Source organism: Micromonospora sp. SD19 (genome assembly GCF_054462275.1).
On the sequence record NZ_JBTLMN010000006.1, the window covers coordinates 24,387 to 47,147 of the forward strand.

Annotated in this window: 24 protein-coding genes and 1 riboswitch; of the genes, 5 read left to right on the plus strand and 19 right to left on the minus strand. The window is 72.6% G+C overall.

Features of this window, described 5'->3' with window-relative positions; all coding sequences use genetic code 11:
* Positions 1 to 131 precede the first annotated feature (131 nt).
* The 9 genes from pheT to ACX27O_RS20275 form a co-directional block, all read right to left on the minus strand.
* On the minus strand, positions 132 to 2,681 hold the full coding sequence (gene pheT / locus ACX27O_RS20235) for a phenylalanine--tRNA ligase subunit beta (protein ID WP_458939916.1): 2,550 nt from the start codon (positions 2,679 to 2,681) through the stop codon (positions 132 to 134).
* A 40-nt stretch (positions 2,682 to 2,721) separates the two neighbouring features.
* Positions 2,722 to 3,789: a phenylalanine--tRNA ligase subunit alpha gene (gene pheS / locus ACX27O_RS20240; RefSeq protein ID WP_030335722.1), complete on the minus strand. Its 1,068-nt coding sequence runs from the start codon at positions 3,787 to 3,789 to the stop codon at positions 2,722 to 2,724.
* A 218-nt stretch (positions 3,790 to 4,007) separates the two neighbouring features.
* On the minus strand, positions 4,008 to 4,805 hold the full coding sequence (locus ACX27O_RS20245) for a TrmH family RNA methyltransferase (RefSeq protein WP_435817690.1): 798 nt from the start codon (positions 4,803 to 4,805) through the stop codon (positions 4,008 to 4,010).
* Between the two features lie 83 nt (positions 4,806 to 4,888).
* Complete coding sequence (rplT, locus tag ACX27O_RS20250; protein ID WP_030335718.1) at positions 4,889 to 5,281, minus strand: 50S ribosomal protein L20; 393 nt, start codon at positions 5,279 to 5,281, stop codon at positions 4,889 to 4,891.
* A 32-nt stretch (positions 5,282 to 5,313) separates the two neighbouring features.
* Positions 5,314 to 5,508 (minus strand): 50S ribosomal protein L35, encoded by a 195-nt coding sequence (gene rpmI / locus ACX27O_RS20255; protein WP_007458415.1) that lies wholly within the window; start codon positions 5,506 to 5,508, stop codon positions 5,314 to 5,316.
* Positions 5,509 to 5,528: 20 nt separating this feature from the next.
* Positions 5,529 to 6,176 (minus strand): translation initiation factor IF-3, encoded by a 648-nt coding sequence (gene infC / locus ACX27O_RS20260; RefSeq protein ID WP_030335715.1) that lies wholly within the window; start codon positions 6,174 to 6,176, stop codon positions 5,529 to 5,531.
* Positions 6,177 to 6,733: 557 nt separating this feature from the next.
* Positions 6,734 to 7,207 (minus strand): PH domain-containing protein, encoded by a 474-nt coding sequence (locus tag ACX27O_RS20265; RefSeq protein ID WP_210859252.1) that lies wholly within the window; start codon positions 7,205 to 7,207, stop codon positions 6,734 to 6,736.
* Between the two features lie 437 nt (positions 7,208 to 7,644).
* Positions 7,645 to 8,490 carry an ATP phosphoribosyltransferase gene (gene hisG / locus ACX27O_RS20270; RefSeq protein WP_030335711.1) on the minus strand — a complete coding sequence of 282 codons (846 nt, stop codon included), beginning with the start codon at positions 8,488 to 8,490 and terminating at the stop codon, positions 7,645 to 7,647.
* Positions 8,491 to 8,538: 48 nt separating this feature from the next.
* Entirely contained in the window at positions 8,539 to 8,802 is a 264-nt protein-coding gene (locus tag ACX27O_RS20275; RefSeq protein WP_030335709.1) for a phosphoribosyl-ATP diphosphatase, read from the minus strand.
* A 133-nt stretch (positions 8,803 to 8,935) separates the two neighbouring features.
* On the opposite strand from ACX27O_RS20275, the gene ACX27O_RS20280 reads away from it, so the two are divergent.
* The 3 genes from ACX27O_RS20280 to ACX27O_RS20290 are packed head-to-tail and all read left to right on the plus strand — an operon-like array spanning position 8,936 to position 11,388.
* Entirely contained in the window at positions 8,936 to 9,799 is an 864-nt protein-coding gene (locus ACX27O_RS20280) for an ABC transporter substrate-binding protein (protein WP_030335707.1), read from the plus strand.
* Positions 9,796 to 10,641 carry an amino acid ABC transporter permease gene (locus ACX27O_RS20285; protein WP_374224328.1) on the plus strand — a complete coding sequence of 282 codons (846 nt, stop codon included), beginning with the start codon at positions 9,796 to 9,798 and terminating at the stop codon, positions 10,639 to 10,641. Before ACX27O_RS20280 ends, ACX27O_RS20285 begins: the two co-directional genes overlap by 4 nt.
* 3 nt (positions 10,642 to 10,644) lie before the next feature.
* The gene (locus ACX27O_RS20290) at positions 10,645 to 11,388 is read left to right on the plus strand and encodes an amino acid ABC transporter ATP-binding protein (protein WP_030335704.1); all 744 of its coding nucleotides are present in this window, start codon (positions 10,645 to 10,647) and stop codon (positions 11,386 to 11,388) included.
* 17 nt (positions 11,389 to 11,405) lie between these two features.
* On the opposite strand, the gene ribH is transcribed toward ACX27O_RS20290, so the two are convergent.
* From ribH to rpe, 7 genes are all read right to left on the minus strand, one after another.
* Entirely contained in the window at positions 11,406 to 11,906 is a 501-nt protein-coding gene (gene ribH, locus ACX27O_RS20295) for a 6,7-dimethyl-8-ribityllumazine synthase (RefSeq protein ID WP_030335701.1), read from the minus strand.
* Between the two features lie 2 nt (positions 11,907 to 11,908).
* The gene (locus ACX27O_RS20300; protein ID WP_030335699.1) at positions 11,909 to 13,174 is read right to left on the minus strand and encodes a bifunctional 3,4-dihydroxy-2-butanone-4-phosphate synthase/GTP cyclohydrolase II; all 1,266 of its coding nucleotides are present in this window, start codon (positions 13,172 to 13,174) and stop codon (positions 11,909 to 11,911) included.
* A complete protein-coding gene (pnuC, locus tag ACX27O_RS20305; RefSeq protein WP_210859248.1) occupies positions 13,171 to 13,854 on the minus strand; it encodes a nicotinamide riboside transporter PnuC in 684 nt (227 codons plus the stop codon). The genes ACX27O_RS20300 and pnuC overlap by 4 nt, the downstream gene beginning before the upstream one ends.
* Positions 13,854 to 14,498, minus strand: coding sequence for a riboflavin synthase (locus ACX27O_RS20310; protein ID WP_357638411.1), 645 nt, complete (start codon positions 14,496 to 14,498; stop codon positions 13,854 to 13,856). The genes pnuC and ACX27O_RS20310 overlap by 1 nt, the downstream gene beginning before the upstream one ends.
* 1 nt (position 14,499) lies before the next feature.
* Complete coding sequence (gene ribD, locus ACX27O_RS20315) at positions 14,500 to 15,561, minus strand: bifunctional diaminohydroxyphosphoribosylaminopyrimidine deaminase/5-amino-6-(5-phosphoribosylamino)uracil reductase RibD (RefSeq protein WP_030335693.1); 1,062 nt, start codon at positions 15,559 to 15,561, stop codon at positions 14,500 to 14,502.
* A gap of 167 nt (positions 15,562 to 15,728) precedes the next feature.
* A riboswitch (FMN riboswitch) is annotated at positions 15,729 to 15,899 on the minus strand.
* A 78-nt stretch (positions 15,900 to 15,977) separates the two neighbouring features.
* The gene (locus ACX27O_RS20320; RefSeq protein ID WP_030335691.1) at positions 15,978 to 16,934 is read right to left on the minus strand and encodes a GGDEF domain-containing response regulator; all 957 of its coding nucleotides are present in this window, start codon (positions 16,932 to 16,934) and stop codon (positions 15,978 to 15,980) included.
* A 1-nt stretch (position 16,935) separates the two neighbouring features.
* Complete coding sequence (rpe, locus tag ACX27O_RS20325) at positions 16,936 to 17,616, minus strand: ribulose-phosphate 3-epimerase (protein WP_030335689.1); 681 nt, start codon at positions 17,614 to 17,616, stop codon at positions 16,936 to 16,938.
* A gap of 253 nt (positions 17,617 to 17,869) precedes the next feature.
* Here rpe and ACX27O_RS20330 point away from each other — a divergent pair, with 253 nt between their 5' ends.
* On the plus strand, positions 17,870 to 18,763 hold the full coding sequence (locus ACX27O_RS20330; protein WP_030335687.1) for a septum formation family protein: 894 nt from the start codon (positions 17,870 to 17,872) through the stop codon (positions 18,761 to 18,763).
* An 82-nt stretch (positions 18,764 to 18,845) separates the two neighbouring features.
* Positions 18,846 to 19,736, plus strand: coding sequence for a septum formation family protein (locus ACX27O_RS20335; protein ID WP_030335686.1), 891 nt, complete (start codon positions 18,846 to 18,848; stop codon positions 19,734 to 19,736).
* Between the two features lie 50 nt (positions 19,737 to 19,786).
* Here ACX27O_RS20335 and ACX27O_RS20340 read toward each other — a convergent pair whose 3' ends face one another.
* Genes ACX27O_RS20340 through def form a run of 3 tightly spaced genes read right to left on the minus strand, consistent with a single transcriptional unit; the run spans position 19,787 to position 22,709 of the window.
* Positions 19,787 to 21,265, minus strand: coding sequence for an RsmB/NOP family class I SAM-dependent RNA methyltransferase (locus ACX27O_RS20340; protein WP_435817694.1), 1,479 nt, complete (start codon positions 21,263 to 21,265; stop codon positions 19,787 to 19,789).
* Positions 21,220 to 22,146: a methionyl-tRNA formyltransferase gene (gene fmt / locus ACX27O_RS20345; protein ID WP_458939917.1), complete on the minus strand. Its 927-nt coding sequence runs from the start codon at positions 22,144 to 22,146 to the stop codon at positions 21,220 to 21,222. Before fmt ends, ACX27O_RS20340 begins: the two co-directional genes overlap by 46 nt.
* 5 nt (positions 22,147 to 22,151) lie before the next feature.
* On the minus strand, positions 22,152 to 22,709 hold the full coding sequence (def, locus tag ACX27O_RS20350) for a peptide deformylase (protein WP_030335682.1): 558 nt from the start codon (positions 22,707 to 22,709) through the stop codon (positions 22,152 to 22,154).
* Positions 22,710 to 22,761 lie beyond the last annotated feature (52 nt).

Sequence of the window (22,761 nt, forward strand, 5' to 3'; positions counted from 1 at the left end):
CTCGCGATCTTGCACTTACTGCGCCCGCATAGCCGACCAAAGGTGCGAATCGGCAACACAAACTGCAAGATCGCGAGGGTGGGAGCGGGGGTGGGGTGGGGGTGGGGGTGGGGGTGGGGGTGGGGTGGGGGTTAGGCGCCGCGCAGGGTGGCGCCTAGGCGTTCGGCCGCGACGGCGACCGCCGCGTCCCGGGCCGCTACGGCCTCCTCGACGGTGAGGGTCCGGTCCGGTGCCCGGAAGGTCAGCTTGTACGCCAACGACCGGCGGCCCTCGCCGAGCTGCGCGCCGGAGTACACGTCGAACAGCCGCACGTCCTCCAGCAGCTCACCGGCGCCCGCCTCCAGCGCCCGGCGCACCTGCTCCGCGGGCACCGAGTCGTCCACCACCAGGGCCACGTCGATCAGCGCCGGCGGGAAACCGGAGACCGTCGGCGCGGGCGTCACCGGGGTCGGCGGCAGCGTGTCGAGGTTCAGCTCCATCGCGCTGGTGCGACGGGGCAGTTCCAGCGCCGCGACCACCGCCGGGTGCAGCTCACCGGCGTGGCCGACGACCTCGCCGTCGACCCGCAGCTCGGCGCAGCGGCCCGGGTGCCACGGGGCGTGCTCGGCGGCACGCACCTCGACCCGCTCGTCGGGGATCCCGGCGGCGGCCAGCACGTCCCGGGCCGCCTCGATCGCGTCCGCCCAGCCGGCCTGCCGACCCGGCCCCCACCAGCCGGCCGGGTCGATGTCCCCGGCGAGCACCACCGCGACGTGCACCGGTTGCGCCGGCACCACCGCGTCGGCGGCCGCGAACTCCTCGTCGGTGGGCCGCCGGTCCACGCCCATCGCGGGCGGGCTGCCGGCGCCGACGCGCGGGTGGAAGACCGCGCCGATCTCGTAGAGGGCGAGGTCGCGGTGACCCCGGCCGAGGTTGCGCTTGAGGGTGCCGAGCAGCGGGCCGAGCAGCGTGGTGCGCAGCAGCGGCTCCTCCTCGGACAGTGGGTTGGCCAGCCGCACCGCGGGTCGACGCGGGTCGTCGGCCGGCAGGCCGAGCTGGTCGGCCAGCTCCGGGGACACGAACGGGTGCGCGAGCACCTCCACGTACCCCCGCTCGGCCAGCGAGTCGGCGACGGCCCGGCGGCGACGCTGCCGGGGGGTCAGACCACGACCGGGGGGCGCGGTCGGCAGCACCGACGGCACCTTGTCGTACCCGTCGAGGCGGACCACCTCCTCGACCAGGTCGGCCGGGTCGGTCAGGTCGGGCCGCCAGGTCGGCGGGGTGACGCTCAGCACCGTCCCCACGCCGCTGGCCACACCGACCGCGCCCGGGTCCTCGGACAACCGGTCCGCGCCCTGCGCGACGGTGCAGCCGACCCGCTCCAGCAGGGCGACCACCCGCGCCGGCGGGTACTCGACGCCGACCCGCCGGGTCGGCAGGTCCGCCGGCAGGCTGATCGGGGTACGCGGACGGACGTGGTCGATGTCCAGGATCTCCGCGCTCGGGGTGCCCCCGCCGTGCTCGGTGAGCAGCCGCACGGCACGCTCCAGCGCGACCAGCGCCACGGCCGGGTCGACGCCCCGCTCCCAGCGCTTCGCGGCCTCGCTGAACAGCTTGTGCCGGCGGGCGGTCCGCCCGACCATCGCCGGGTCCCAGTGCGCCGCCTCGAAGAGCACGTTCGTGGTGCCGCCGGTGACGACCTCGCTGGTCTCGCCGCCCATCACCGCCGCCAGGGAGATCGGCCCAGTGTCGTCGCAGATCACCATGTCGTCGGCGGTGAGCACCCGGTTGACGCCGTCGAGGGTGGTCAGCTTCTCCCCCGCCTCGGCGCGGCGGACCACCAGCGGCCCGACGATCCGGTCGGCGTCGAACGCGTGCATCGGCTGGCCCAGCTCCAGCATCACGTAGTTGGTGATGTCCACCGGCAGCGAGATGCTGCGGATGCCGGCGGTGACGAGCCGCTGAGCCATCCACGACGGGGTGGGCGCGGTCGGGTCGACCCCGCGGACCAGGCGGGCGGTGAACCGGTCGCAGCCGACCGTGTCGCGGACCTCCACCGGGTACGCGGGCGTCTCGGTGCCGCCCGGTGCCGGCGTCAGGGCCGGGTCGCGCAACGGCACCTCGAACGCGTGCGACAGCTCCCGGGCCAGGCCGCGCAGGCTCAGCGCGTACCCCCGGTCGGGGGTGATCTCCAGATCGAGCACGACGTCGTCCAGGCCGACCACCGGGCGCGCGTCGTCACCCGGCTTGGCCGTCACGTCCGGCCCCAGCACGATGATGCCGGAGTGGTCGTCGCCCAGGCCCAGCTCCTTGGCCGAGCAGATCATGCCCGCCGAGTTGTGCCCGTACGTCTTGCGGGCGCCGATGGCGAAGCCGCCGGGCAGCACGCCGCCGGGCAGGATCACCACCACCCGGTCACCGACGGCGAAGTTGCGCGCCCCGCAGACGATCTCCTGCGGCTCACCGGTGCCGTTGGCGGCACCCACGTCGACCCGGCAGAACCGGATCGGCTTCTTGAAACCGGTCAGCTCCTCGATTTCGCGGACCTCACCGACGACCAACTGGCCGGTGACCGACGCGGCCAGGTCCACCACGGACTCGACCTCGATGCCGAGGTCGACCAGGGCCTGCTCCAGGTCACCGGTGGGCAGGTCGGCGGGGAGATCGACGTACTCCCGCAGCCAACTGACAGAAACTCGCATGACTTCAGACCACCGTTCCCGTGTCTCGTACCCGCATCGCCTACGCCCCGGTCCCGAGCGCGCGGCTGAACCGCACGTCGCCCTCGAAGAGATGGCGGATGTCGCTGACCCCGTGCCGGACCATCAGGGTCCGGTCGATGCCCATACCGAAGGCGAATCCGGAGTAGACCTCCGGGTCGACGCCGCAGGCGCGCAGCACCCGCGGGTTGACCATGCCGCAGCCGCCCCACTCGACCCACTGCGGGCCGTCCCGGTGCTCCGGGAACCACACGTCGAACTCCGCCGACGGCTCGGTGAACGGGAAGTAGTGCGGCCGCCACCGGGTCTTCGCCTCCGGGCCGAACATCGCGCGGGCGAAGTGGTCGAGCGTGCCGCGCAGGTGCGCCATCGTGATGCCCTTGTCGACGACCAGGCCCTCGGCCTGGTGGAACACCGGGCTGTGGGTGGCGTCGATCTCGTCGGTGCGGTAGACGCGGCCCGGCACGATCACGTAGATCGGCGGCTTGCGGCTGAGCATGGTGCGGGTCTGCACCGTCGACGTGTGCGTGCGCAGCACCAGGCCGGAGCCCTCCGGTGCGATGTGGAAGGTGTCCATCAACCCGCGCGCCGGGTGGTCGGCGGGGATGTTCAACGCGTCGAAGTTGACCCACTCCAGGTCGACCTCGGGCCCCTCGGCCACCTCGTAGCCCATCCCGACGAACAGGTCGCTGATGGACTCCATCAGGGTGCTCAGTGGGTGTCGCGCACCGCGCGGACGCCTGTCGTAGGGCAGCGTGACGTCCACCCGCTCCTCGACCAGCACCCGCTCGGCCTGCTCGCGCTCCACCACCTCGGCGCGCTCGGCGTACGCGGACTCGATGGCCCGGCGGGCCTCGTTGACCCGCTTACCGGCGTCGGACTTCGCGGCCGGTGGCAGCGCGCCGATCTCCCGGCGGGCGAGGGAGACCGGTGACCGGTCACCCAGGTGCACCGAACGCAGCGCGGTCAGCGCGTCCGGGTCGGCGGCGGCCTCGAACGCCTTCGTGGCGTCCGCGACGGCCTCGGCCAGGGCAGCGGGGTCGAGCAGGGCGACCTGCTTCGGGTCGTACGGATCGTTGCGGTAGCTCATGGCGTACGGGCACTCCCTCACGGCGGCGCCAGCCCTCCACGGGCGGCTAGGCGAGTCTACGGACGCGCGGCTGTGCCGCAGCCCGCCGGTAGGAGTTGCGCAGGGAGCAGGTCAGGCCCGCCGCCCGCCGACACCGGCGGGCTGGCTAAACGAACGCCGTGTCGCGTTCATGGACGGAGCATCTCCCCTGCTGTCAGTCGCGCCGGGTGTGGACACCGTCAGCGCTGTGCTCTCGCTGAAGCGTACAGGCAGACCGCGGCAGCCGCAGCCAGGTTCAGGCTCTCCGCGCGCCCGTACAGCGGCACCCGCACCCGCGCGTCGGCGGCGGCGGTCAACTCCTCGGGCAGGCCGTGCGCCTCGGAGCCGAACAGCCAGGCCGTGGGCCCGACGAGCCGCCCGTAGTCGGTCAGGTCATCCAGATCGCTGTCGCCGTACCCCGTGGTGGCGAAGATCGACAGCCCGGCGGCGCGCAGCGCCTCGACCACCGCGACCGGGTCGGGGGCGCGCACCACGTCGACGTGGAAGAGGCTGCCGGCCGAGGCCCGCACACACTTGCCGTTGTAGGGGTCGACGGCGTCCCCGGCGAAGACCACCGCACCCGCGCCGGCCGCGTCGGCGGTGCGCAGCACCGTGCCGGCGTTGCCCGGGTCGCGGATCTCGGCGAGCACCGCCACCAGCCGGGGCGCACCGGCGAGGGCCTGCTCCAACGACACGTCCAGGTGCCGGCAGACGGCCACCAGCCCCTGCGGGGCGACGGTCTCGGCCAGCGCGGCGAGGGCGTCCTCGGTCACCTCCGAGACCGGCACGTCGGCGCGGGCCGCCGTGGCGGCCAACTCCGGGTACCGGTCGAGCGCGGTGGTCGTACCGAACAGTTCGGTGACCACCCCCGGCCGCGCGAGGGCCTCGCGGACCGCCTGCGGGCCCTCGGCCAGGAAACGGCCGGTGGCGTCGCGGTCCCGGCGGCGTTGCAGGCGGCGGGCGGCGACAACCCTGGGGGTACGCGGGGTGAAGGCCATGATGTGCGCTCCTCCGGCACGATTGAGGCGCCCCCCGGACGGCGGTGCCGACACGGGAGACGCCTCGCTCTGGTGCGTGGGGATCAGGCGGCCTGAGCCGCCGCGCCGCCGGTGCCCTCGGCCGCGACCGCGGCCCGGGCCAGCTCGACGATCGCCGCGAAGGCGGCGGCGTCGTTGACAGCCAGGTCGGCCAGGATCTTGCGGTCGACCTCGATGCCGGCCAGACGCAGGCCCTGGATCAGACGGTTGTAGGTCATCCCGTTGGCCCGGGCGCCCGCGTTGATCCGCTGAATCCACAGCTGCCGGAAGTCGCCCTTGCGGTCGCGACGGTCCCGGTAGGCGTACTGCATCGAGTGCAGCACCTGCTCCTTGGCCTTGCGGTACAGGCGGGAGCGCTGACCGCGGTAACCACTCGCGGTCTCCAGCAGGGTACGACGCTTCTTCTGGGCGTTTACAGCCCGCTTGACGCGTGCCATCTCAACTCCTTCTTACGTAAAGGTGGCGCGCGTCAGCGGCCGAGCAGCTTCTTGATGCGCTTGACGTCGGCCTTGGCCAGCACGACCGTGCCGGTCAGCCGGCGGGTCTGGGTGGAGGGCTTCTTCTCCAGGTTGTGGCGCAGGCCGGCCTGCTGGGCAACGATCTTGCCCTTGCCGGTCACCTTGACCCGCTTACCCATACCCGTGTGGCTCTTCATCTTCGGCATGTGGAACGTCTTCTCCCCTGTTACTCGCCGCTGGTGGCGGCGGTGCCGGTGTCGCCGGCTGCTGCGGTCTCGCCGACCGCCGCGGTCTCATCGGCTGCCGGAGCGGCGGACTCGTCCCCAGCCCGGTCCCGAGGACCACCGCGGGACGCCGTGGCGGCGACCGCGGAAGCCTTGACGGCCCGGTGCGGAGCGAGAACCATGATCATGTTTCGGCCGTCCTGCTTGGGAGCGGCCTCGACGTATCCCAGGTCCGTGATCTCGGACTCGAGCCGGCGCAGGAGCCGGTAACCCAGCTCCGGGCGGCTCTGCTCGCGACCGCGGAACATGATCGTCACCTTGACCTTGTCGCCCGCCTTGAGGAACCGCACCACGTGACCCTTCTTGGTCTCGTAGTCGTGCGGGTCGATCTTCGGCCGAAGCTTCATTTCCTTGATGACGGTCTGCTGCTGGTTACGCCGCGCTTCGCGCGCCTTGAGTGCGCTCTCGTACTTGAACTTGCCGAAGTCCATGAGCTTGCACACCGGCGGGCGCGCCATCGGCGCAACCTCGACCAGGTCCAGATCGACGTCCGCGGCCAGCTGAAGAGCGCGCTCCAGCGGGACGATGCCCACCTGCTCACCCTCTGGGCCGACCAGTCGGACCTCACGTGCCCGGATCTGCTCGTTCACGCGTGGTTCGACGCTGATGGGGCCTCCTCGAGTCGTTTCTGCCGTGTCGCCGACCCCTGCGGCTCCCGGGAGGGAACCGACTCGAAAAGCAGAAGGCCCCGGCGTATGCCAGGGCCCGCTCGACCGGTCGGCACGATCACAAGGATCGCGCATCCAGCGCCGGGACATGCCCGGAACCGGTGACCGGACCCGGCCACCGTAGCGGTGACTCAGGTGGGAGCAGGCGCTCCGCTTTCAAGGCTGTCTGCTCGCACGCGGAGACAGCCTGGTCGACTCGACAACACTACACCGGCGCCCCGGTCACCCCCAAACCGGGACACCCGGGGCAGCGTCCGGGACGCCGTGCCACGCCTGCGCGGCCCTCACGCGCCTGGCGACGCTTCAAGATCCGCGCACTTTCCCTGAAACTGCCGCCTCCCGGCGCCGTGATGCAGCAGTTTCAGGGAAGTTGTCCAGATCTTGGCGAGGGGTGCGCCGCATGCCTGGCCGCTGGGCGGCGACGCGAGGTCGACGGTCGGCGGTTCGGCCGCGGACCGGCGTGGGCGGTGTCGCTGGGGTCAGCGGCCGACGGCGCGTTCGGCGAGACGGGCCTGGTGGGCCTCGTGCAGCCGGCGCAGCGCGCGGACCCCGTCGACTGCCGACTCCTTGTCGGCGGCCTGCAGGGCGACCATCGGCAGCAGGTCGTCGTCGTGCAGCTCCAGGCTGGCCCACGGCGCGCCCCGGTCGAAGCGCACGCCCCGGACAACCTCCCAGGGCAGCTCGTAGGAGCCGACGATGTTGCGCACCCGGATCCCCCGCGCGTCCGCCTCCACCCGGGGACGGGTGAACAGCAGGCAACCCAGCGCCCCGAAGACGCCCAGGCCGATCATGGCGATCTGGTCGCCGCGCTGGAAGCTGCCGTAACCATCACCGGTCGGGCCACTCAGCGACGTCGCGACCAGACCGAACACCACCACCAGGGCGACCGCCGCCGACCAGCAGACCGCGCGGATGCGGCGGGGCTTCAGGCGGACCAGCTCGGTATCACTCACCCCACCAGTCTGCCACCCGCACTCGTCCCGCAGACGCACCACCCGCCGAGCCAGCACCCGCCAAGCCGCCGCCCGCCCGACGATCGCCGGCCGCCTGCCGGCGTTCTAGCCGCGCACCCGCGCACCCGCGCACCCGCAAGATCCACTCGGGTTCATGAAAACGGGGGTGTCCGCACGCCAGGGACACCCCCGTTTCCTGAAACCCGAGTGGATCAGCCGCTGGGGCCGCCCCATGGACGCGGACTGGGCCGGGAAAGGGACGGGACACGGACGGCGGCGGGCGGCGACCGCCACCTCGCCAGAGACGGAGACGGACACGGGACCGCAACGCAGACGGGCCGCGCCGCGGACGGGAACGGAGACGGAACGCAGACGGGCCGCGCCGCGGACGGGAACGGAGACGGGACGCAGACGGCCGCGGTTCGGGAGAGGGACGGTCAGAGGCGACAGGCGTGGATGTTGGTGACGAGGATGGCGCGGGCACCCAACTCGTACAGCTCGTCCATGATGCGGTGCACGTCGTCGCGGAGCACCATCGCCTGCACCGCCACCCAGCCCTCCCGGTGCAGCGGCGACACGGTGGGCGACTCGATGCCCGGGGTGAGCCCGCTGGCCCGGTCCAGCAGACCGGCCGGCACGTCGTAGGCGAGCATCACGTAGCGGCGGGCCACCAGCACCCCGTGCAGGCGGCGCAGCAACTGCTCGGCCTGCGCGTGCGCGGGCGCGCCGGCCCGCCGGACCAGCACCGCCGACGAGCGCAGCAGCGGCTCGCCGAAGACCACCAGGCCCGCCTGGCGCAGGGTCGCGCCGGTCTCCACCACGTCCGCGATCACGTCGGCGACGCCGAGGCGTACGGCGTTCTCCACCGCGCCGTCGAGACGGATCACGTCGGCCTTGACCCCCACCTCGCCGAGGTGCCGCTCGACCAGCCCCGGGTACGCGGTGGCGATCCGGTGACCGCCCAGCTCCTGGACGGAGGCGATGTCGTCGGGGCGGGCGGCGAACCGGAAGGTGGCCCGGCCGAAGGCCAGGTCGACGACCTCCTCGGCCGGCGCTGCCGAGTCGATCAGCAGGTCCCGGCCGGTGATCCCGAGGTCGAGGTCACCGGAGCCGACGTAGGTGGCGATGTCCTTCGGGCGCAGGTAGAAGAATTCGACGTCGTTGGCCTCGTCCCGGCAGACGAGGTCCTTGGGGTCGGTGCGCTGGCGGTAGCCCGCCTCGCGCAGCATCTGGGCGGCCGGTTCGGCCAGGGTGCCCTTGTTGGGAATGGCGACACGCAGCATGACGGAGTGCTCCTTCGATCCGGATGGCGATCAACGGGGTGGGGGCACTCACAGATGTCGGTAGACGTCCTTGAGCTCGAGACCACTGGCGAGCATCAGCACCTGGACCTGGTAGAGCAGCTGGGAGATCTCCTCGGCGGTGCGCTCCGGCCCCTCGTGCTCGGCGGCCATCCACGACTCGGCCGCCTCCTCGACGACCTTCTTGCCGATGAAGTGCACGCCCTTGTCCAGCGCGGCGACGGTGCCCGAGCCCGGGGTGCCGGCGGCGGCCTTGGCCTGCAGCTCGGCGAACAACTCCTCGAACGTCTTCACGGGAAGCGATTCTTCCAGCCTCCCCGGCAGGGCCCCGCGTCCGGGTCCGCCCGAGTCCCGCAAGCGGACAATTCCCTACCAACATGGTGGGACAATTGTCGATCGATGCTCATGGAGCCCTACGCTGTCGGCCATGGCCAGCAGATCACGTCTTCTCGCGCTCCCCCTCGCCGGCGCCGTCGTGGTAGCCACCGCCGGATGCGCGCCACAGGACGAGAAACCCACCCCCACTGTCACCGCCACGGCGTCCTGCGCCAAGGACAGCCTGCCCACGCGTACGCCGGGCAAGCTGACCATCGCCACCGACCAGCCCGCGTACGAGCCGTGGTTCTCCGACGACAAGCCCGACAACGGTGAGGGCTTCGAATCCGCCGTCGCGTACGCGGTGGCCGAGCAGCTCGGCTACGCCCGCGCCGACGTCACCTGGACCCGGATCAAGTTCGACACCGCGATCGCGCCCGGCCCGAAGGACTTCGACTTCGACATCAACCAGTTCTCCATCACCGAGGAGCGCAAGCAGGCGGTCGACTTCTCCGCGCCGTACTACCTGGTGCGACAGACCGTCATCGCGTTGAAGTCCTCGAAGATCGCCGGCAGGACGTCGCTGGCCGAGCTGCGCGACGCCCGGCTCGGCGCGCAGGTCGGCACCACCAGCTACCAGGCGATCACCGACGTGATCAAGCCGACCGCGAAGCCGCAGGTCTACAACAGCAACGACGACGCCAAGAAGGCACTGCAGAACGGGCAGCTGGACGGTCTGGTGGTGGACCTGCCGACCGCCTTCTACATCACCGGCGCGGAGATCACCGACGCGACGATCGTCGGGCAGGTGCCGCAGGTCGGTACGCCCGAGGCGTTCGGGTTGCTGCTCGACAAGAACTCCCCACTGACCCCGTGCGTGAGCGACGCGGTCGGTCAGCTCAGCACGGCGGGCACCCTGAAGCAGTTGGAGCAGAAGTGGCTCGCTCAGGCGGCGGGGGCGGCCGAACTGCGGTGACACTTCTGGATCGTGTGCCGTCCGAGGCGCAGCTGCGGCGCACGGCGTACCGGCGTCGGCAGACCGTCTACAGCGTGCTCGTCGCGGCCTGCTCGACGGCGGCGCTCGGCACGCTGCTGGTGATCGCGGTGACCGGGGCGCCGGGCTGGGACCGGGTCCGGCGCTCGTTCCTGGATCCGGCGATCGCCCGCGACGCGCTGCCGACGGTGCTGAGCGGGCTCTGGCTCAACGTCCGGCTGCTGGTGTGCTGTGCGTTCGGCGCGCTGCTGCTCGGGCTGGTGATCGCCGTGCTGCGGACGCTGCGCGGGCCGGTCTTCTTCCCGGTCCGCGCGCTGGCCGCCGGCTACACCTACACCTTCCGGGGCCTGCCGCTGATCATCGTGCTCTACCTGCTCACCCTCGGCGTGCCGGGGCTGCGGTTGCAGGGCATGCCGCCGGTGCTGGTGCTGGGCGGGATCGCGCTGGTCCTCACCTACGGCGGCTACCTCGCCGAGGTGTTCCGGGCCGGCATCGAGTCGGTGCACCACAGCCAGCTCGCGGCGGCCCGCTCGTTGGGCCTGACCCACCGGCAGACGATGCGCCACGTGGTCCTGCCGCAGGCCGTCCGCCGGGTGGCGCCGCCCCTGCTCAACGACGTGGTGGCGTTGCAGAAGGACGTGGGGCTGGTGTCGCTCGCCGGGCCGATCGACGCGGTCCGCGCCGCGCAGATCGCCACCGCACAGACCTTCAACTACACGCCGTACATCGTGGCGGGGGTGCTCTTCGTGCTGCTCGCGATCCCGCTGATCGCGGTCACCGACTGGGTGACGCTGCGCGCGGCCCGCCGGCAGTCGGGAGGCTGAGCCATGGCACTGCTGCGCTGTCGGGGCCTGCGCAAGGAGTTCGGCGGGCACACCGTGCTCGACCAGCTCGACCTGACCGTCACCGAGCACCAGGTGGTGGCGGTGATCGGCGCGTCCGGTTCCGGCAAGTCGACACTGCTGCGCTGCGTCAACCTGCTGGAGGAACTCGACGACGGCACCATCGAGTTGGACGGCGAGGACATCTCCGATCCCCGGGTGGACCCGGACCAGGTCCGTCGGCGCATCGGCATGGTGTTCCAGGCGTACAACCTCTTTCCGCACCTGAGCGTGTTGGACAACATCACCCTCGCGCCGCGGCGCGTACACCGTCGTGGCCGCGCGGAGGCGGAGGCGCAGGCCCGGGAGTTGCTCGACCGGGTGGGGCTCGGCGCGAAGGCGGACGCCTACCCGGACCGGCTCTCCGGCGGGCAGCAGCAAAGGGTGGCGATCGTCCGGGCGCTGGCGAACTCACCCCGGCTGATGCTGCTGGACGAGATCACCTCAGCACTGGACCCGGAGCTCGTCGGCGAGGTGCTGTCGATGGTCCGCGACCTGAAGGCCGACGGGATGACCATGGTGCTGGCCACCCACGAGATGGGCTTCGCCCGGGAGGTCGCCGACGAGGTGTGCTTCCTCGACGCCGGGCGGGTCGTCGAGAGCGGCCCGCCCGAACAGGTGCTCGGCGAGCCGACGCAGCCCCGGACCCGGCAGTTCCTGCGCCGGATCATCGAGGCCGGTCGGCTCTGAGCCTGCAAGGGGGTGCCTCAGCCGCCGAAGCCGACCCGCTGGGCGTTGCCCGCCGCCACGGTCCGCACGGCCAGTGCCGCGTCGAGGGCCGCGACCGTGGCGGCCCAGCCCTTGTCCTCCGCCGAACCGGGCAGGCCGGCCCGGTCGCGGGCCTGCTCGATGGTCTCCACCGTCAACACCCCGTGCGCCACCGGCTTGCCCTCGTCCAACGCCACCCGGGTCAACCCGTCGGTGACCGAGCGGCAGACGTAGTCGAAGTGGGCGGTGGCGCCACGGACCACCACGCCGAGGGCGACCACCACGTCGCAGCGGCGGGCCAGGGCCTGCGCCACCACCGGCAGCTCGACCGAGCCGGCGACCCGGGCGACCACGGAACGAGCGCCGCACGCCTCGGCGGCGGCCACCGCCCGCTCCAGCATGTGGTCGGTCAGCTCACCGTGCCAGCGGGCGGCGACGACCCCGACCGTCAGTCCTGCGGCGTCGACCGCCTCGACCCCCGGCTCACCGAAACCCGCCATCGTCATGCTCCGATCTCGTCGTTGGCGACCGGACGCCCCAGCGGCGCCTCGGACTCCTCGTCCAACTCGTCCAGCAGGTGACCCATCCGGTCCCGCTTGGTGCGCAGGTAGCGCATGTTCTCCGGGTGCGCGCCGACCGGCAGGCTCTCCCGGCCGGTGATCGTCAACCCGTACCCCTCCAGCCCGGCCCGCTTGGCCGGGTTGTTGGTCAGCAACCGCATCGACCGCACGCCCAGGTCGTAGAGGATCTGCGCGCCGGTGCCGTAGTCGCGGGCGTCGGCCGGCAGGCCCAGGTCGAGGTTGGCGTCGACGGTGTCGCGGCCCAGGTCCTGCAGCTGGTACGCCTGCAGCTTGTGCAGCAGCCCGATGCCGCGCCCCTCGTGCCCACGGACGTAGAGCACCACGCCCCGGCCTTCCTTCCCGACCCGGGCCAGCGCGGCGTCCAGCTGCGGCCCGCAGTCGCAGCGCAGCGAGCCGAACACGTCCCCGGTCAGGCACTCGGAGTGCACCCGGACCAGCACGTCCTGGCCGTCACCGAGGTCACCCAGCACCATCGCGACGTGTTCGGCCGGGTCGTGCTCGGCGCGGTAGCCGAGCGCCCGGAACACCCCGTGCCGGGTCGGCATCCGGGCGTCGGCGACCAGTTCGACCTGCTTCTCGGTACGCCGCCGGTAGGCGATCAGGTCGGCGATGGTGACCAACGTGAGGCCGTGCTCGGCGGAGAACTTCTCCAGGTCCGGCAGGCGCATCATGGTGCCGTCGTCGTTGACCAGCTCGCAGAGCACGCCGGCCGGCCGCAGCCCGGCCAACCGGGTCAGGTCGATGCCCGCCTCGGTGTGCCCCGGCCGGCGCAGCACCCCGCCCTCGCGGGCGCGCAGCGGCACCACGTGCCCGGGGCGGGCCAGGTCGGTCGGGTCGGTCGTCGCGGCGGCGAGCAGCCGGCTGGTGTGCGCGCGGTCGGCCGCCGAGATGCCGGTGCTGACCCCCTCGCGGGCGTCCACCGTCACCGTGTACGCGGTGCCGCGCCGGTCCTGGTTGGTGTGGTGCATCGGCGGCAGGTCGAGCCGGTCGGCTTCGCTCTCGGTCAGCGCCACGCAGACGTATCCGGAGGTGTAGCGCACCATGAACGCCATCAGCTCCGGCGTGGCCAGCTCGGCCGCGAAGATCAGGTCGCCCTCGTTCTCCCGGTCCGCGTCGTCGACCACCACGACCGGCCGGCCGGCCGCGATGTCTGCGACCGCCTGCTCGATATCCCCAAAACTGGTCATGCGACGGCCTCCCGGTAGATGGGCTGACGGACGGTGGCCGTGGCACGCGAGGTGCGCCACCAGGCGGCGAAGCCCCAGACGCAGAGGGCGCCGTAGATCAGGTACATGACGGCCGACGGGTAGAACCCGCCGCGCAGCAGCAGCGGCACGCCGACCGCGTCCACCGCGATCCAGAGCAGCCAGAACTCCACCCACCCGCGGGCCATGCCGTAGGTGGCCAGCAGGCTGCCGGTGAGGATCCAGGCGTCCGGCAGCGGACCCCACGAGCCCAGGGCCTTGAGCAGCGGGTACGCCGCGGCGGTGCCGACCACGGCGGCCAGCAGCAGCATCAGCCGCTCCCGTCCGGTGGCCCAGCGCGGGACGACGGCCGCCTGCCCGGCGTCGCCGCGACGGTTGCGCTGCCAGCGCCACCAGCCGTAGACGCTGACCGCGAAGAAGAACACCTGTCGGCCGGCCTGCCCGTACAGGTCGTGCGCCTGCGGGGTGGTGAACACCCCGCCGAGGAAGACGGTGAGCAGCAGCGCGTTACCGATCATGCCGACCGGCCACGCCCAGACCAGCCGGCGCAGCCCGAGCAGCGCCGAGATCAGCCCGAACGCGTTGCCGACGATCTCCCGGGCCAGCACCGGCGAACCGGCGATGTGCACCTGGGCGTCCAGTAGCCAGCTGAGCGGGCCCATCAGGCCACCCCGCCCAGGTTCGCGGCCACGCCGCGCACGTCGGCCTGGGTGAGCCGGTCGCCGAGCAGCCGTTCGACGTACTTGGCCAGCACGTCGACCTCCAGGTTGACCGGGTCGCCGACGCCCTTCGCGCCGAGCGTGGTCAGCTTCAGCGTGGTCGGGATCAGCCCGACGGCGAACTCGTCCGCGCCGACGGCGGCCACCGTCAACGAGACACCGTCGATGGTGATCGAGCCCTTCTCCACCACGTACCGGGACAGGCTGGCGGGCAGCCGGAAGCGGACCGTCTCCCACTGCTCGGCCGGCTCCCGGGAGATCAGTTCACCGACGCCGTCGACGTGGCCCTGCACCAGGTGCCCGCCGAGCCGGCTGCCGAGCGCGGCGGCCCGCTCCAGGTTGACCGGGTCGCCGGGGCGCAGCGCGCCCAGCGCGGAGCGGCGCAGCGTCTCCCCCATCACGTCGGCGGTGAAGACCCCGTCGGCCACCTCCACGACGGTCAGGCAGACACCGTTGACGGCGATCGAGTCGCCGTGCCGGGCGTCGGAGGTGACCAGTGGGCCGCGGACGCCGAGCAGCGCCGAATCGCCAGCCGTGGGCGCCACCCGGACAATCTCGCCCATTTCCTCGATAATGCCGGTGAACATCTCAGCCCTCCCTTTTGCGGGGCAAAGCGGTGATCCGGAGATCCGGACCGACCTGCGTAACGTCGACGAACTCCAGATCGATGGCCTCGGCGATGGTGGTCACTCCCGCGTCGACCAGAGCGGTCGGGCCGGCGCCGAGCAACCGCGGCGCGACGTACCCGACGATCTTGTCGACCAGGCCGGCGGCCAGGAACGCGCCGGCCAGCCGGGGGCCGCCCTCCAGCAGCACCGCGCGGACCCCGCGCTGGTGCAGCGCCGCGAGCAGCGCCGGCAGGTCGACCCGGCCGTCCGCGTCGGCGCCGACCTCCTCGGCGGTCGCGATCCACGTCCGTGCCGCGCCGTCGCGGACCCGGGCGTCAGCCGGGGTCCGCCCCGAGCTGTCCACCACCACCCGCAGCGGCTGCCGGATGGCCAGGCTGCCGTCGCGCAGGTTGCGGGCGGTCAACCGGGGGTCGTCGGCGAGCACGGTGCCCACCCCGGCGATGACCGCGTCGACGGTGCCGCGCAGCGCGTGCACGTCGATCCGGGCCGCCTCCGACGTGATCCACATGCTGGTGCCGTCCGCCGCGGCGGACCGCCCGTCGAGCGTGGCGGCGTACTTCCAGATCACGTACGGCCAGCCCCGGCGCATCGAGGTCAGCCACGCGATGTTGCCGGCCTCGGCCTCCTCGCCGCGTACCCCCAGATCGACCCGCACCCCGGCGGCGCGCAAGGTGGCGGCGCCCCCGGACGCGACCGGGTTGGGGTCGGGCACGGCGATGACCACCCGACCCACCCCGGCCTGGACGAGCGCGGAACTGCAGGGGCCGGTGCGGCCGGTGTGATCGCAGGGTTCCAGGGTGACGACAGCGGTGCCGCCCTTGGCCCGCCGGCCGGCCTGCGCCAGGGCGACGATCTCGGCGTGCGGGCCACCGGCGTACGCGTGGAAGCCCTCGCCCACGACCTCGCCGTCGGAGTCGAGCAGCACGCACCCGACCACCGGGTTGGGGCTGGTGGTGCCGAGCCCGCGCGCCGCCAACTCGATCGCACGCCGCATCGCCTCGTCAACGGAGACGCTGGCCATCGCCCTGCCCCTGCCCTCTCACTCGCCGGTCCGCGCGCGGGCGGTCAGGGAGGCGGTGGCCATGGGGCCACGGGCAGGCGGTGGCGGAATCCGGGAACGGCACAGCCGCCCCCGGAGGGCCGGCACGGCACGCTGACGCCAGCGGTCGGCTCGGACCCGTCCGTCCCGCGCGCTGTCTCCCATCCGGACTGTCTGGGCGCGGACGAACCGCCCCCAACCGTCGGCCCCGGATTTTCACCAGGTCCACCGGGCGGCAGAGCCGTCCGGGTCGCGGGCTGACCACGGTTGGACCGTGGATCACCGCCGGTTCGGAATTTCACCGAGTCCCGCCAGCGCGTGGTGGGTACACGGGAAGTCTTACACGCCGATCCGGCTCCGCCGCCACCTAGGCGAGCTACTTCACAGCGGTATCACGCTCAGGTGACGCCGCGACGCCGGTCCACCGCCACGTACGAGCCCGGTTGACTCTTGGCGACCGTCTTCATCTCCGAGGCCATCGCGATCGCCTCGAGAGGGTCGGAGAACCGCTTGCCGGCGTCGGAGAGGGAGACCCCGATGGAGAGGGTGACCAGGGCGGCCCGCCGGATGGTGCCCCGCCGGTCCTTCAACTCGACGAAGCCGCGTTCCCGGTCGGTCGGGTCGTAGAGCGTGTCGGCGGCGTTCTCAAAGTCGACCACCGCCTGGGACGTCAACGGGCGCACCTGGTCCGGGGCGCAGACGATGACGAAGTCGTCACCGCCGACGTGACCGAGGAAGGCCGGTGGCAGCCCGACGCCCACCACCGCCCGGTGCAGGCTGCGGGCCAGCGCGGAGATGAAGTCGTCGCCACGGACGAAGCCGTACCGGTCGTTGACGCTCTTGAACCGGTCGATGTCGACGTAGCCGACCGCGTAGTCCACGCCCTGTCGGACCCGGTCGCTGATCTCCCGACGGATCCGGCTGTTGCCGGGCAGCCCGGTCAGCGGGGAGACCTCCCGGAACTCCTTGTTGCGGCGCAACGTGGACGACACCCGGGCCACCAGCTCGGCGGTGTCGAACGGCTTGACCAGGTAGTCGTCCGCGCCGGCGCTGAGCCCGTGCACCTTGTCGACGGTCATCCCCTTGGCCGTCAGCATGATCACCGGCAGGGCGGAGGTCATCGGGTCGGCGCGCAGCCGCCGGGTCAGCTCCAGCCCGTCGATCCGGGGCATCATGAGGTCGACCACCGCCAGATCCGGCCGCTGGCGCTCGATGACCTCCAGGGCCTCCTGGCCGTCACCGGCGTGGATCACCTCGAAGCCGTGCAGCCGCAGGTTGAAGTCGACGAAACGAGCGATGTCCTCGTCGTCGTCCACGACGAGGATGACGTCCTTGCGGTCGGCCTCGGGCTCCACCTCAGGCCCCGGGAGCCGCGCGTTCCGCCAGTGCCCGCAGATGCCGTACCGCCTCCGCCGGATCGGCGGCCCCGTACACGGCGGTGCCGGCCACGAACGCGTCGGCGCCCGCCGCGGCCGCCTGCTCGATGGTGTCGGCGGCGATCCCGCCGTCCACCTCGATGCGCAGCTCCAGGTGCCCGGCCGACACGTGCCGCCGGGCCGTGCGCACCTTCTCCAGCAGCTGCGGAATGAACCGCTGCCCACCGAAGCCCGCCTTGATCGTCATGATCAGCAGGGTGTCGAAGCTGGGCAGCAGGTCCAGATAGGGCTCGATCGGGGTGTCCCGGTCGATGGCCAGGCCCGCCTTCGCACCGGCCGAGCGCAGGTCCTTGGCCAGCGCCACCGGGTCGTCGGAAGCCTCCGCGTGGAAGGTGACGTTGTACGCCCCGGCGTCGGCGTACCCGGGCGCCCACCGGCGCGGGTCCTCGATCATCAGGTGCACGTCGAACGGCATCGCCGTGACAGCCCGCAGGCTCTGCACCACGGGCAGCCCAATGGTCAGGTTCGGCACGAAGTGGTTGTCCATCACGTCGACGTGCAACCAGTCCGCGGCGTCCTCGACGGCACGGACCTCTTCGGCGAGGCGGGCGAAATCGGCGGCCAGGATGCTCGGCGCGACGATCGGCGGCGGTACGGTCACCGGGCCAGTGTACGAACGTGGCCACCCGCCACCGGCATCGCGGCACCAACTCCGACGCGCTGTGACCCAGCAGTGACCAGTGGTGCAGAATTGGACGCTCCGGATTCCTGAATCCGGACGAACAGACATCGGCGGCTGGCCGAACGACGGAAACGCGACGACACTCCAAGCGGGACGGTGCCGTAGGCTGCACGCCCGCCGGGGTCTCGCCGCGGGGCGCGGTGACCGGCCGCCAGCTCCCGGGAGGCAGACGATGCGACGGTGGCTTCCAGCGCTGGTGCTGGCCGGCGTCACGACGATGCTGCTGCTGACCGGCTGCACGCCGGCCCGGGGCGCGGACGGTGATCTCACCGACGACTGGCCGACGCTGCGGGTGCCCAAGCCGTTCACCCCCGCCACCGACACCTGCCTGCCGCGGATCGCCACCGTCGTGCAGGCCAGCACGTACGAGACGGTGGACTGCGCGCGCAACCACCTGGCCGAGACCATCCACGTCGGCACCTTCGTCGGCCCCGACGCGCTGACCGAGACCCGACCGGAACCCGGGTCGTCGGCGCTGCGCACGGCCCGCGCCGAATGCGACCAGCGGGCCCGCGAGGTGCTCGGCGGTGACTGGCACACCGCCCGACTCGCGCTGTCCCTCGCGCTGCCGTCCGCGCCCGCCTGGGCCGGCGGCGCCCGCTGGTTCCGCTGCGACCTCAGCGAGACCGGCAGCATCGACAACACCCGCCCGGTGAACCGCACCGGCAGCCTGCGCGGGGCGTTGATCGGCGACGCGCCCCTGACGCACCGCTGCTTCGACCCGAAGCTGATCGGCGACAACCTCAACTACATGGCGCCGGTGCTCTGCACCGAGCCGCACCGCGCCGAGTTCGTCGGCGTCTACCAGGAGCGGGACATGAGTTGGGCGGAGTTCACCAAATCCGCCGAGCAGGCGCACCAGCGCTGCATGGCGTTGATCGCCGAGTACGCGGCGGTGCCCAACAACAGCGAGTTGCCGTACCGGGCCGGGTCCATCTACTACCCGCCCTCGCAGCGGGAGTGGGAGGAGGGCGACCGTGGAGTGCGCTGTTTCCTGTGGAGCGACGACCGCAAACTCACCCGCTCGATGCGCGGGGTCGGCCCCGAGGGACTGCCCGCGATCTGAGCATCGGTGCCGTATGCTGCTGCGCCGTGGCGCTACCGACCGGTTGGGTCCGGTCGGGGGCCACCGGCGGCGGGAGGTCGGGATGCGACGGTGGTTGGCGACGTTGGCCGGGGGCGGGGCGCTGGCCCTGGCGCTGGCCGGGTGCGGCGCACCCGCCGGAGTCGACAGTGACCTCACCGACGACTGGCCGGCGCCCGTCGCGGCGCAACAGTTCGTCCCCGCCGCCGACGTGTGCCACCAGAGCTCCCAGCAGGTCGGCTTCCTGACCGGCTACAACCCGACGCCGTGCACCGAGGCGCACCGGGTGGAGACCATGCACGTCGGCACCCTCACCGGCCCGGGCGCCGACGGCGGCGCACCCCCGCAGCCCGGCTCGGCCGGCATGCGGTCCGCGCAGGCCGGGTGCGACACCGCGGTCAACAAGGCGGTGGGCGCCGACTGGCGTTCCGGGCGGCTCGGCCTGACCGTCGTGCTGCCGTCGCCGCAGGCCTGGTCGGGCGGGGCCCGCTGGTACCGCTGCGACGTCACCGAGATCGCCAGCATCGACGACACCGCCGTCGACCTGCGCACCGGCAGCCTCCGGGGCGCGTTGTCCGGCGCGGCCCCGCTGGCGTACCGCTGCTTCAACCCGAAGATGGTCAAGGACGACATCGACGAGATGGTGCCGGTCTCCTGCACCGCCAAGCACCACGCCGAGTTCGTCGGCGTCTGGCAGGCCCCGGACGTCAGCTACGCCAGGTTCACCAGCGACGTCAAGCGGACCCACCGGGCCTGCCAGACGATGATCGCCAAGTACGCCAAGGTTCCGGACAACTCCCAGCTGGACTTCCGCGCCGGGACGATCTACTACCAGCCGTACGAGGAGGAGTGGCGCAACGGCAACCGGGGCGTGCAGTGCTTCCTCTGGATCTCCGACCGGAACCTGACCCGGTCGATGAAGAACGCCGGCACCAAGGGCCTCCCGGTCACCTAGGCCACACGGCGTCCGGCCGGTCGGGTGACCGGCCGGACGCGTGGGTCGGATCAGCCCCGGCGTAGGACGGCGAGGAACATCGCGTCGGTGCCGTGGCGGTGTGGCCACAGCTGCACGGTCGGCCCGTCGCCGAGACCGGGCATGCCGGTCGGCAGCAGCGGCCGGGCGTCGACGAAGTCCACCGGAACCCCGCTGCGGCGGGCCGCCTCGGTCACCGTCACGTGCGTCTCGACGGTGTGCGGCGAGCAGGTGACGTAGGCGACCAGGCCGCCCGGGCGGACCGCCCGCAGCGCGGCGCCGAGCAACTCCCGTTGCAACCGGGTCAGCGGCGGCAGGTCCGACGGCTGGCGACGCCAGCGCGACTCCGGCCGACGACGCAGCGAGCCCAACCCGGTGCACGGCGCGTCCACCAGCACCCGGTCGAAGTGCTGCTCGGGAAGCTTGGGGTCGCCGCCGACCTCACGGCCGTCCATGGTCAGCACTGCCACCGGCAGATCCCGGGTGGCCAGCGAGACCAGCCGGGCGCGGTGCTCGGCCACCTCGACCGCTGTCACCCGGGCACCCCGCTGCGCGGCCAGCGCGCCGAGCAGGCCGGCCTTGCCACCCGGGCCGGCGCACAGGTCCAGCCAACGCCCGTCCGGGCCGTCCAACGGCGCGTCGGCGAGCGCGGCGGCCACCAGCTGGGAGCCCTCGTCCTGGACGTGGGCGCGGCCGTCGGCCACCGCCGGGATGTCACCCGGCGCGCCGCCGGGCAGATAGACGGCGTACGGCGAGAAGGCGCCGGGCGCACCGCCGACCTGGTCGGCCAGCTCGACCGGGTCGATCAGGCCGGGCCGGGCGCACAGGTGCACCGGCGGGCGCTCATTGTCCTCGATCAGAAGGCGGGCCGTCTCCCCCAGGTCGCCGCCGAGCGCCTCGGAGAAGGCCCGCACGATCCACTGCGGATGGCTGTACGCCAACGCGAGGTGCCCGACCGGGTCGGTCTCCATCGGTGGGGCGAGCTTCGCCACCCAGGCGTCCGCGTCCCGGCTGGACACCTCACGCAGCACCGCGTTGGCGAAGCCGGTGGCCCCCGGTGCGACCGAGCGGACCAGGTCCACCGTGGACGAGACCGCGGCGTGCGCCGGCACCCGGGTGTGCAGGAGTTGGTACGCCCCGAGCCGCAGCGCGTCACGGACCGGCGGGTCGATCCGGGCCACGTCCCGGCCGGCCGCGTCGGTCAGGATCGCGTCCAGCGTGCCCAGGTTGCGCAGGGTGCCGTAGGTCAGCTCGGTGGCAAAGGCCGCGTCCCGACCGAACAGCCCCTCCTCGCGCAGGATGGTCGGCAGCACCAGGTTGGCGAACGCGTCGTCCCGGTGCACCGCCGCCACCGCCTCGTACGCGGCGCGACGCGGTCGGTCCAGTGGTGGCCGGGTCGGGCGGCGATCCCCGCCCCGGCCGGTCGACGGGCCGGAGCGCGTCGGGCGGGTTCCCTCCGGTGCCGTCACGCGAATTCCTCTCCAGCGCCGACCCGGACGCCGCGCGCCCAGTCGGTCGCGCCCATGGCCCGCTTGCCCGCGGCGCGGACGTCACCGAGACGCACCGGCACTGTCGCCGTGCCGACCAGCACCCGGGACTTCTCCACCAGCAACTGCCCCGGCTTCAGCTCGGGGCCGTCAGGCACCGGGGACACCGGGCCGAGCTTCACCCGCTCGTCGCGGAACGTGGTCCAGCCGCCCGGCGCGGGCGTGCAGGCCCGGATCCGCCGGTCCACGGCGAAGGCCGGGTCGCCCCAGCGCACCCGCGCGTCATCCACTGTCAGCTTCGGTGCCAGTGACACCCCGTCGGCGGGCTGCGGCTCGGCGCGGGCGGTGCCGTCGGCGATCGCGTCGAGCACCGCCACCAGCAGCCCGGCGCCGGAGTCGGCGAGCCGCTCCAACAGGTCACCGGAGGTGTCGGCGGGGCGGATCTCGTCGGTCAGCGTGCCGTAGACCGGCCCGGTGTCCAGGCCCTCCTCCAACTGGAAGACGCTGGCCCCGGTCAGCTCGTCGCCGTGCAGCACGGCGTGCTGCACCGGCGCGGCGCCACGCCACGCGGGCAGCAGGGAGAAGTGCAGGTTGATCCAGCCGTGCCGGGGGATCTCCAGGGCCGCCGGCGGCACCAGTGCGCCGTAGGCGACCACCGGCACGCAGTCCGGCTCCAGCTCGCGCAGCCGGTCGAGGAACTCCGGGTCGCGGGGGCGGGCCGGGGTGAGCACCTCCACGCCATGCTCGTCGGCCCACGCGCCGACCGGGGAACGGGACAGACCGCGGCCACGCCCGGCGGGCGCGTCGGGCCGGGTGACCACGGCCACCAGCTCGTGCCGGGAGGCGGCGACGGCGGCCAGGGCGGGCACGGCGACGGCCGGCGTACCGGCGAAGATCACGCGCATCCGGGTCAGCGCCCCAGACCGAAGGGGTCGCTGATGTGCGGGCTGAGCTTGACCGTGGGCGGGGCCGCCGCGTCGTACCACTCGGCCTGGCGGATCGCCTTCATGGCTTCCTTGCGCCCCTCCGGGTCCAGTCGATCCAGGAAGAGCACCCCGTCGAGGTGGTCGGTCTCGTGCTGCACGCAGCGCGCCATCAGACCGGTGCCGACGATCTGCACCGGGTCGCCGAACGAGCTGAAGCCCTTGGCGACCACGTTCTGCCGGCGCTTGGTGTCGAAGTACAGCCCGGGGATCGACAGGCAGCCCTCGGGGCCGTCCTGTTCCTCCTCGTCGGGGAACTCCAGCACCGGGTTGATCAGGTGCCCGAGGACGTCGTCGACGTCGAAGGTGAACACCCGCAGGCTCACACCGAGCTGCGGCGCGGCCAGGCCGGCGCCGTTCTGCTCACGCATCGTGTCGGTGAGGTCGGCGACGAGCCGACGGAGCTCGGCGTCGAAGTCGACCACCGGATCGGCCGGCGTGCGCAGCACCGGATCCCCAAACAGACGGATGGGCTGGACGGTCACGCGGGACGGCTCCTTCTTCGGGGTGGACGAGCGGTGCCGTACCAGTCTACGG

What these genes read in the sequence shown, in the direction of transcription:
- pheT (WP_458939916.1), bottom strand. Translation starts at nt 2,681, where the DNA reads ATGCGAGTTTCTGTCAGTTGGCTGCGGGAGTACGTCGATCTCCCCGCC.
- pheS (WP_030335722.1), bottom strand. Translation starts at nt 3,789, where the DNA reads ATGAGCTACCGCAACGATCCGTACGACCCGAAGCAGGTCGCCCTGCTC.
- ACX27O_RS20245 (WP_435817690.1), bottom strand. Translation starts at nt 4,805, where the DNA reads ATGGCCTTCACCCCGCGTACCCCCAGGGTTGTCGCCGCCCGCCGCCTG.
- rplT (WP_030335718.1), bottom strand. Translation starts at nt 5,281, where the DNA reads ATGGCACGCGTCAAGCGGGCTGTAAACGCCCAGAAGAAGCGTCGTACC.
- rpmI (WP_007458415.1), bottom strand. Translation starts at nt 5,508, where the DNA reads ATGCCGAAGATGAAGAGCCACACGGGTATGGGTAAGCGGGTCAAGGTG.
- hisG (WP_030335711.1), bottom strand. Translation starts at nt 8,490, where the DNA reads ATGCTGCGTGTCGCCATTCCCAACAAGGGCACCCTGGCCGAACCGGCC.
- ACX27O_RS20280 (WP_030335707.1), top strand. Translation starts at nt 8,936, where the DNA reads ATGGCCAGCAGATCACGTCTTCTCGCGCTCCCCCTCGCCGGCGCCGTC.
- ACX27O_RS20290 (WP_030335704.1), top strand. Translation starts at nt 10,645, where the DNA reads ATGGCACTGCTGCGCTGTCGGGGCCTGCGCAAGGAGTTCGGCGGGCAC.
- ribH (WP_030335701.1), bottom strand. Translation starts at nt 11,906, where the DNA reads ATGGCGGGTTTCGGTGAGCCGGGGGTCGAGGCGGTCGACGCCGCAGGA.
- ACX27O_RS20300 (WP_030335699.1), bottom strand. Translation starts at nt 13,174, where the DNA reads ATGACCAGTTTTGGGGATATCGAGCAGGCGGTCGCAGACATCGCGGCC.
- pnuC (WP_210859248.1), bottom strand. Translation starts at nt 13,854, where the DNA reads ATGGGCCCGCTCAGCTGGCTACTGGACGCCCAGGTGCACATCGCCGGT.
- ACX27O_RS20310 (WP_357638411.1), bottom strand. Translation starts at nt 14,498, where the DNA reads ATGTTCACCGGCATTATCGAGGAAATGGGCGAGATTGTCCGGGTGGCG.
- ribD (WP_030335693.1), bottom strand. Translation starts at nt 15,561, where the DNA reads ATGGCCAGCGTCTCCGTTGACGAGGCGATGCGGCGTGCGATCGAGTTG.
- ACX27O_RS20330 (WP_030335687.1), top strand. Translation starts at nt 17,870, where the DNA reads ATGCGACGGTGGCTTCCAGCGCTGGTGCTGGCCGGCGTCACGACGATG.
- ACX27O_RS20335 (WP_030335686.1), top strand. Translation starts at nt 18,846, where the DNA reads ATGCGACGGTGGTTGGCGACGTTGGCCGGGGGCGGGGCGCTGGCCCTG.
- fmt (WP_458939917.1), bottom strand. Translation starts at nt 22,146, where the DNA reads ATGCGCGTGATCTTCGCCGGTACGCCGGCCGTCGCCGTGCCCGCCCTG.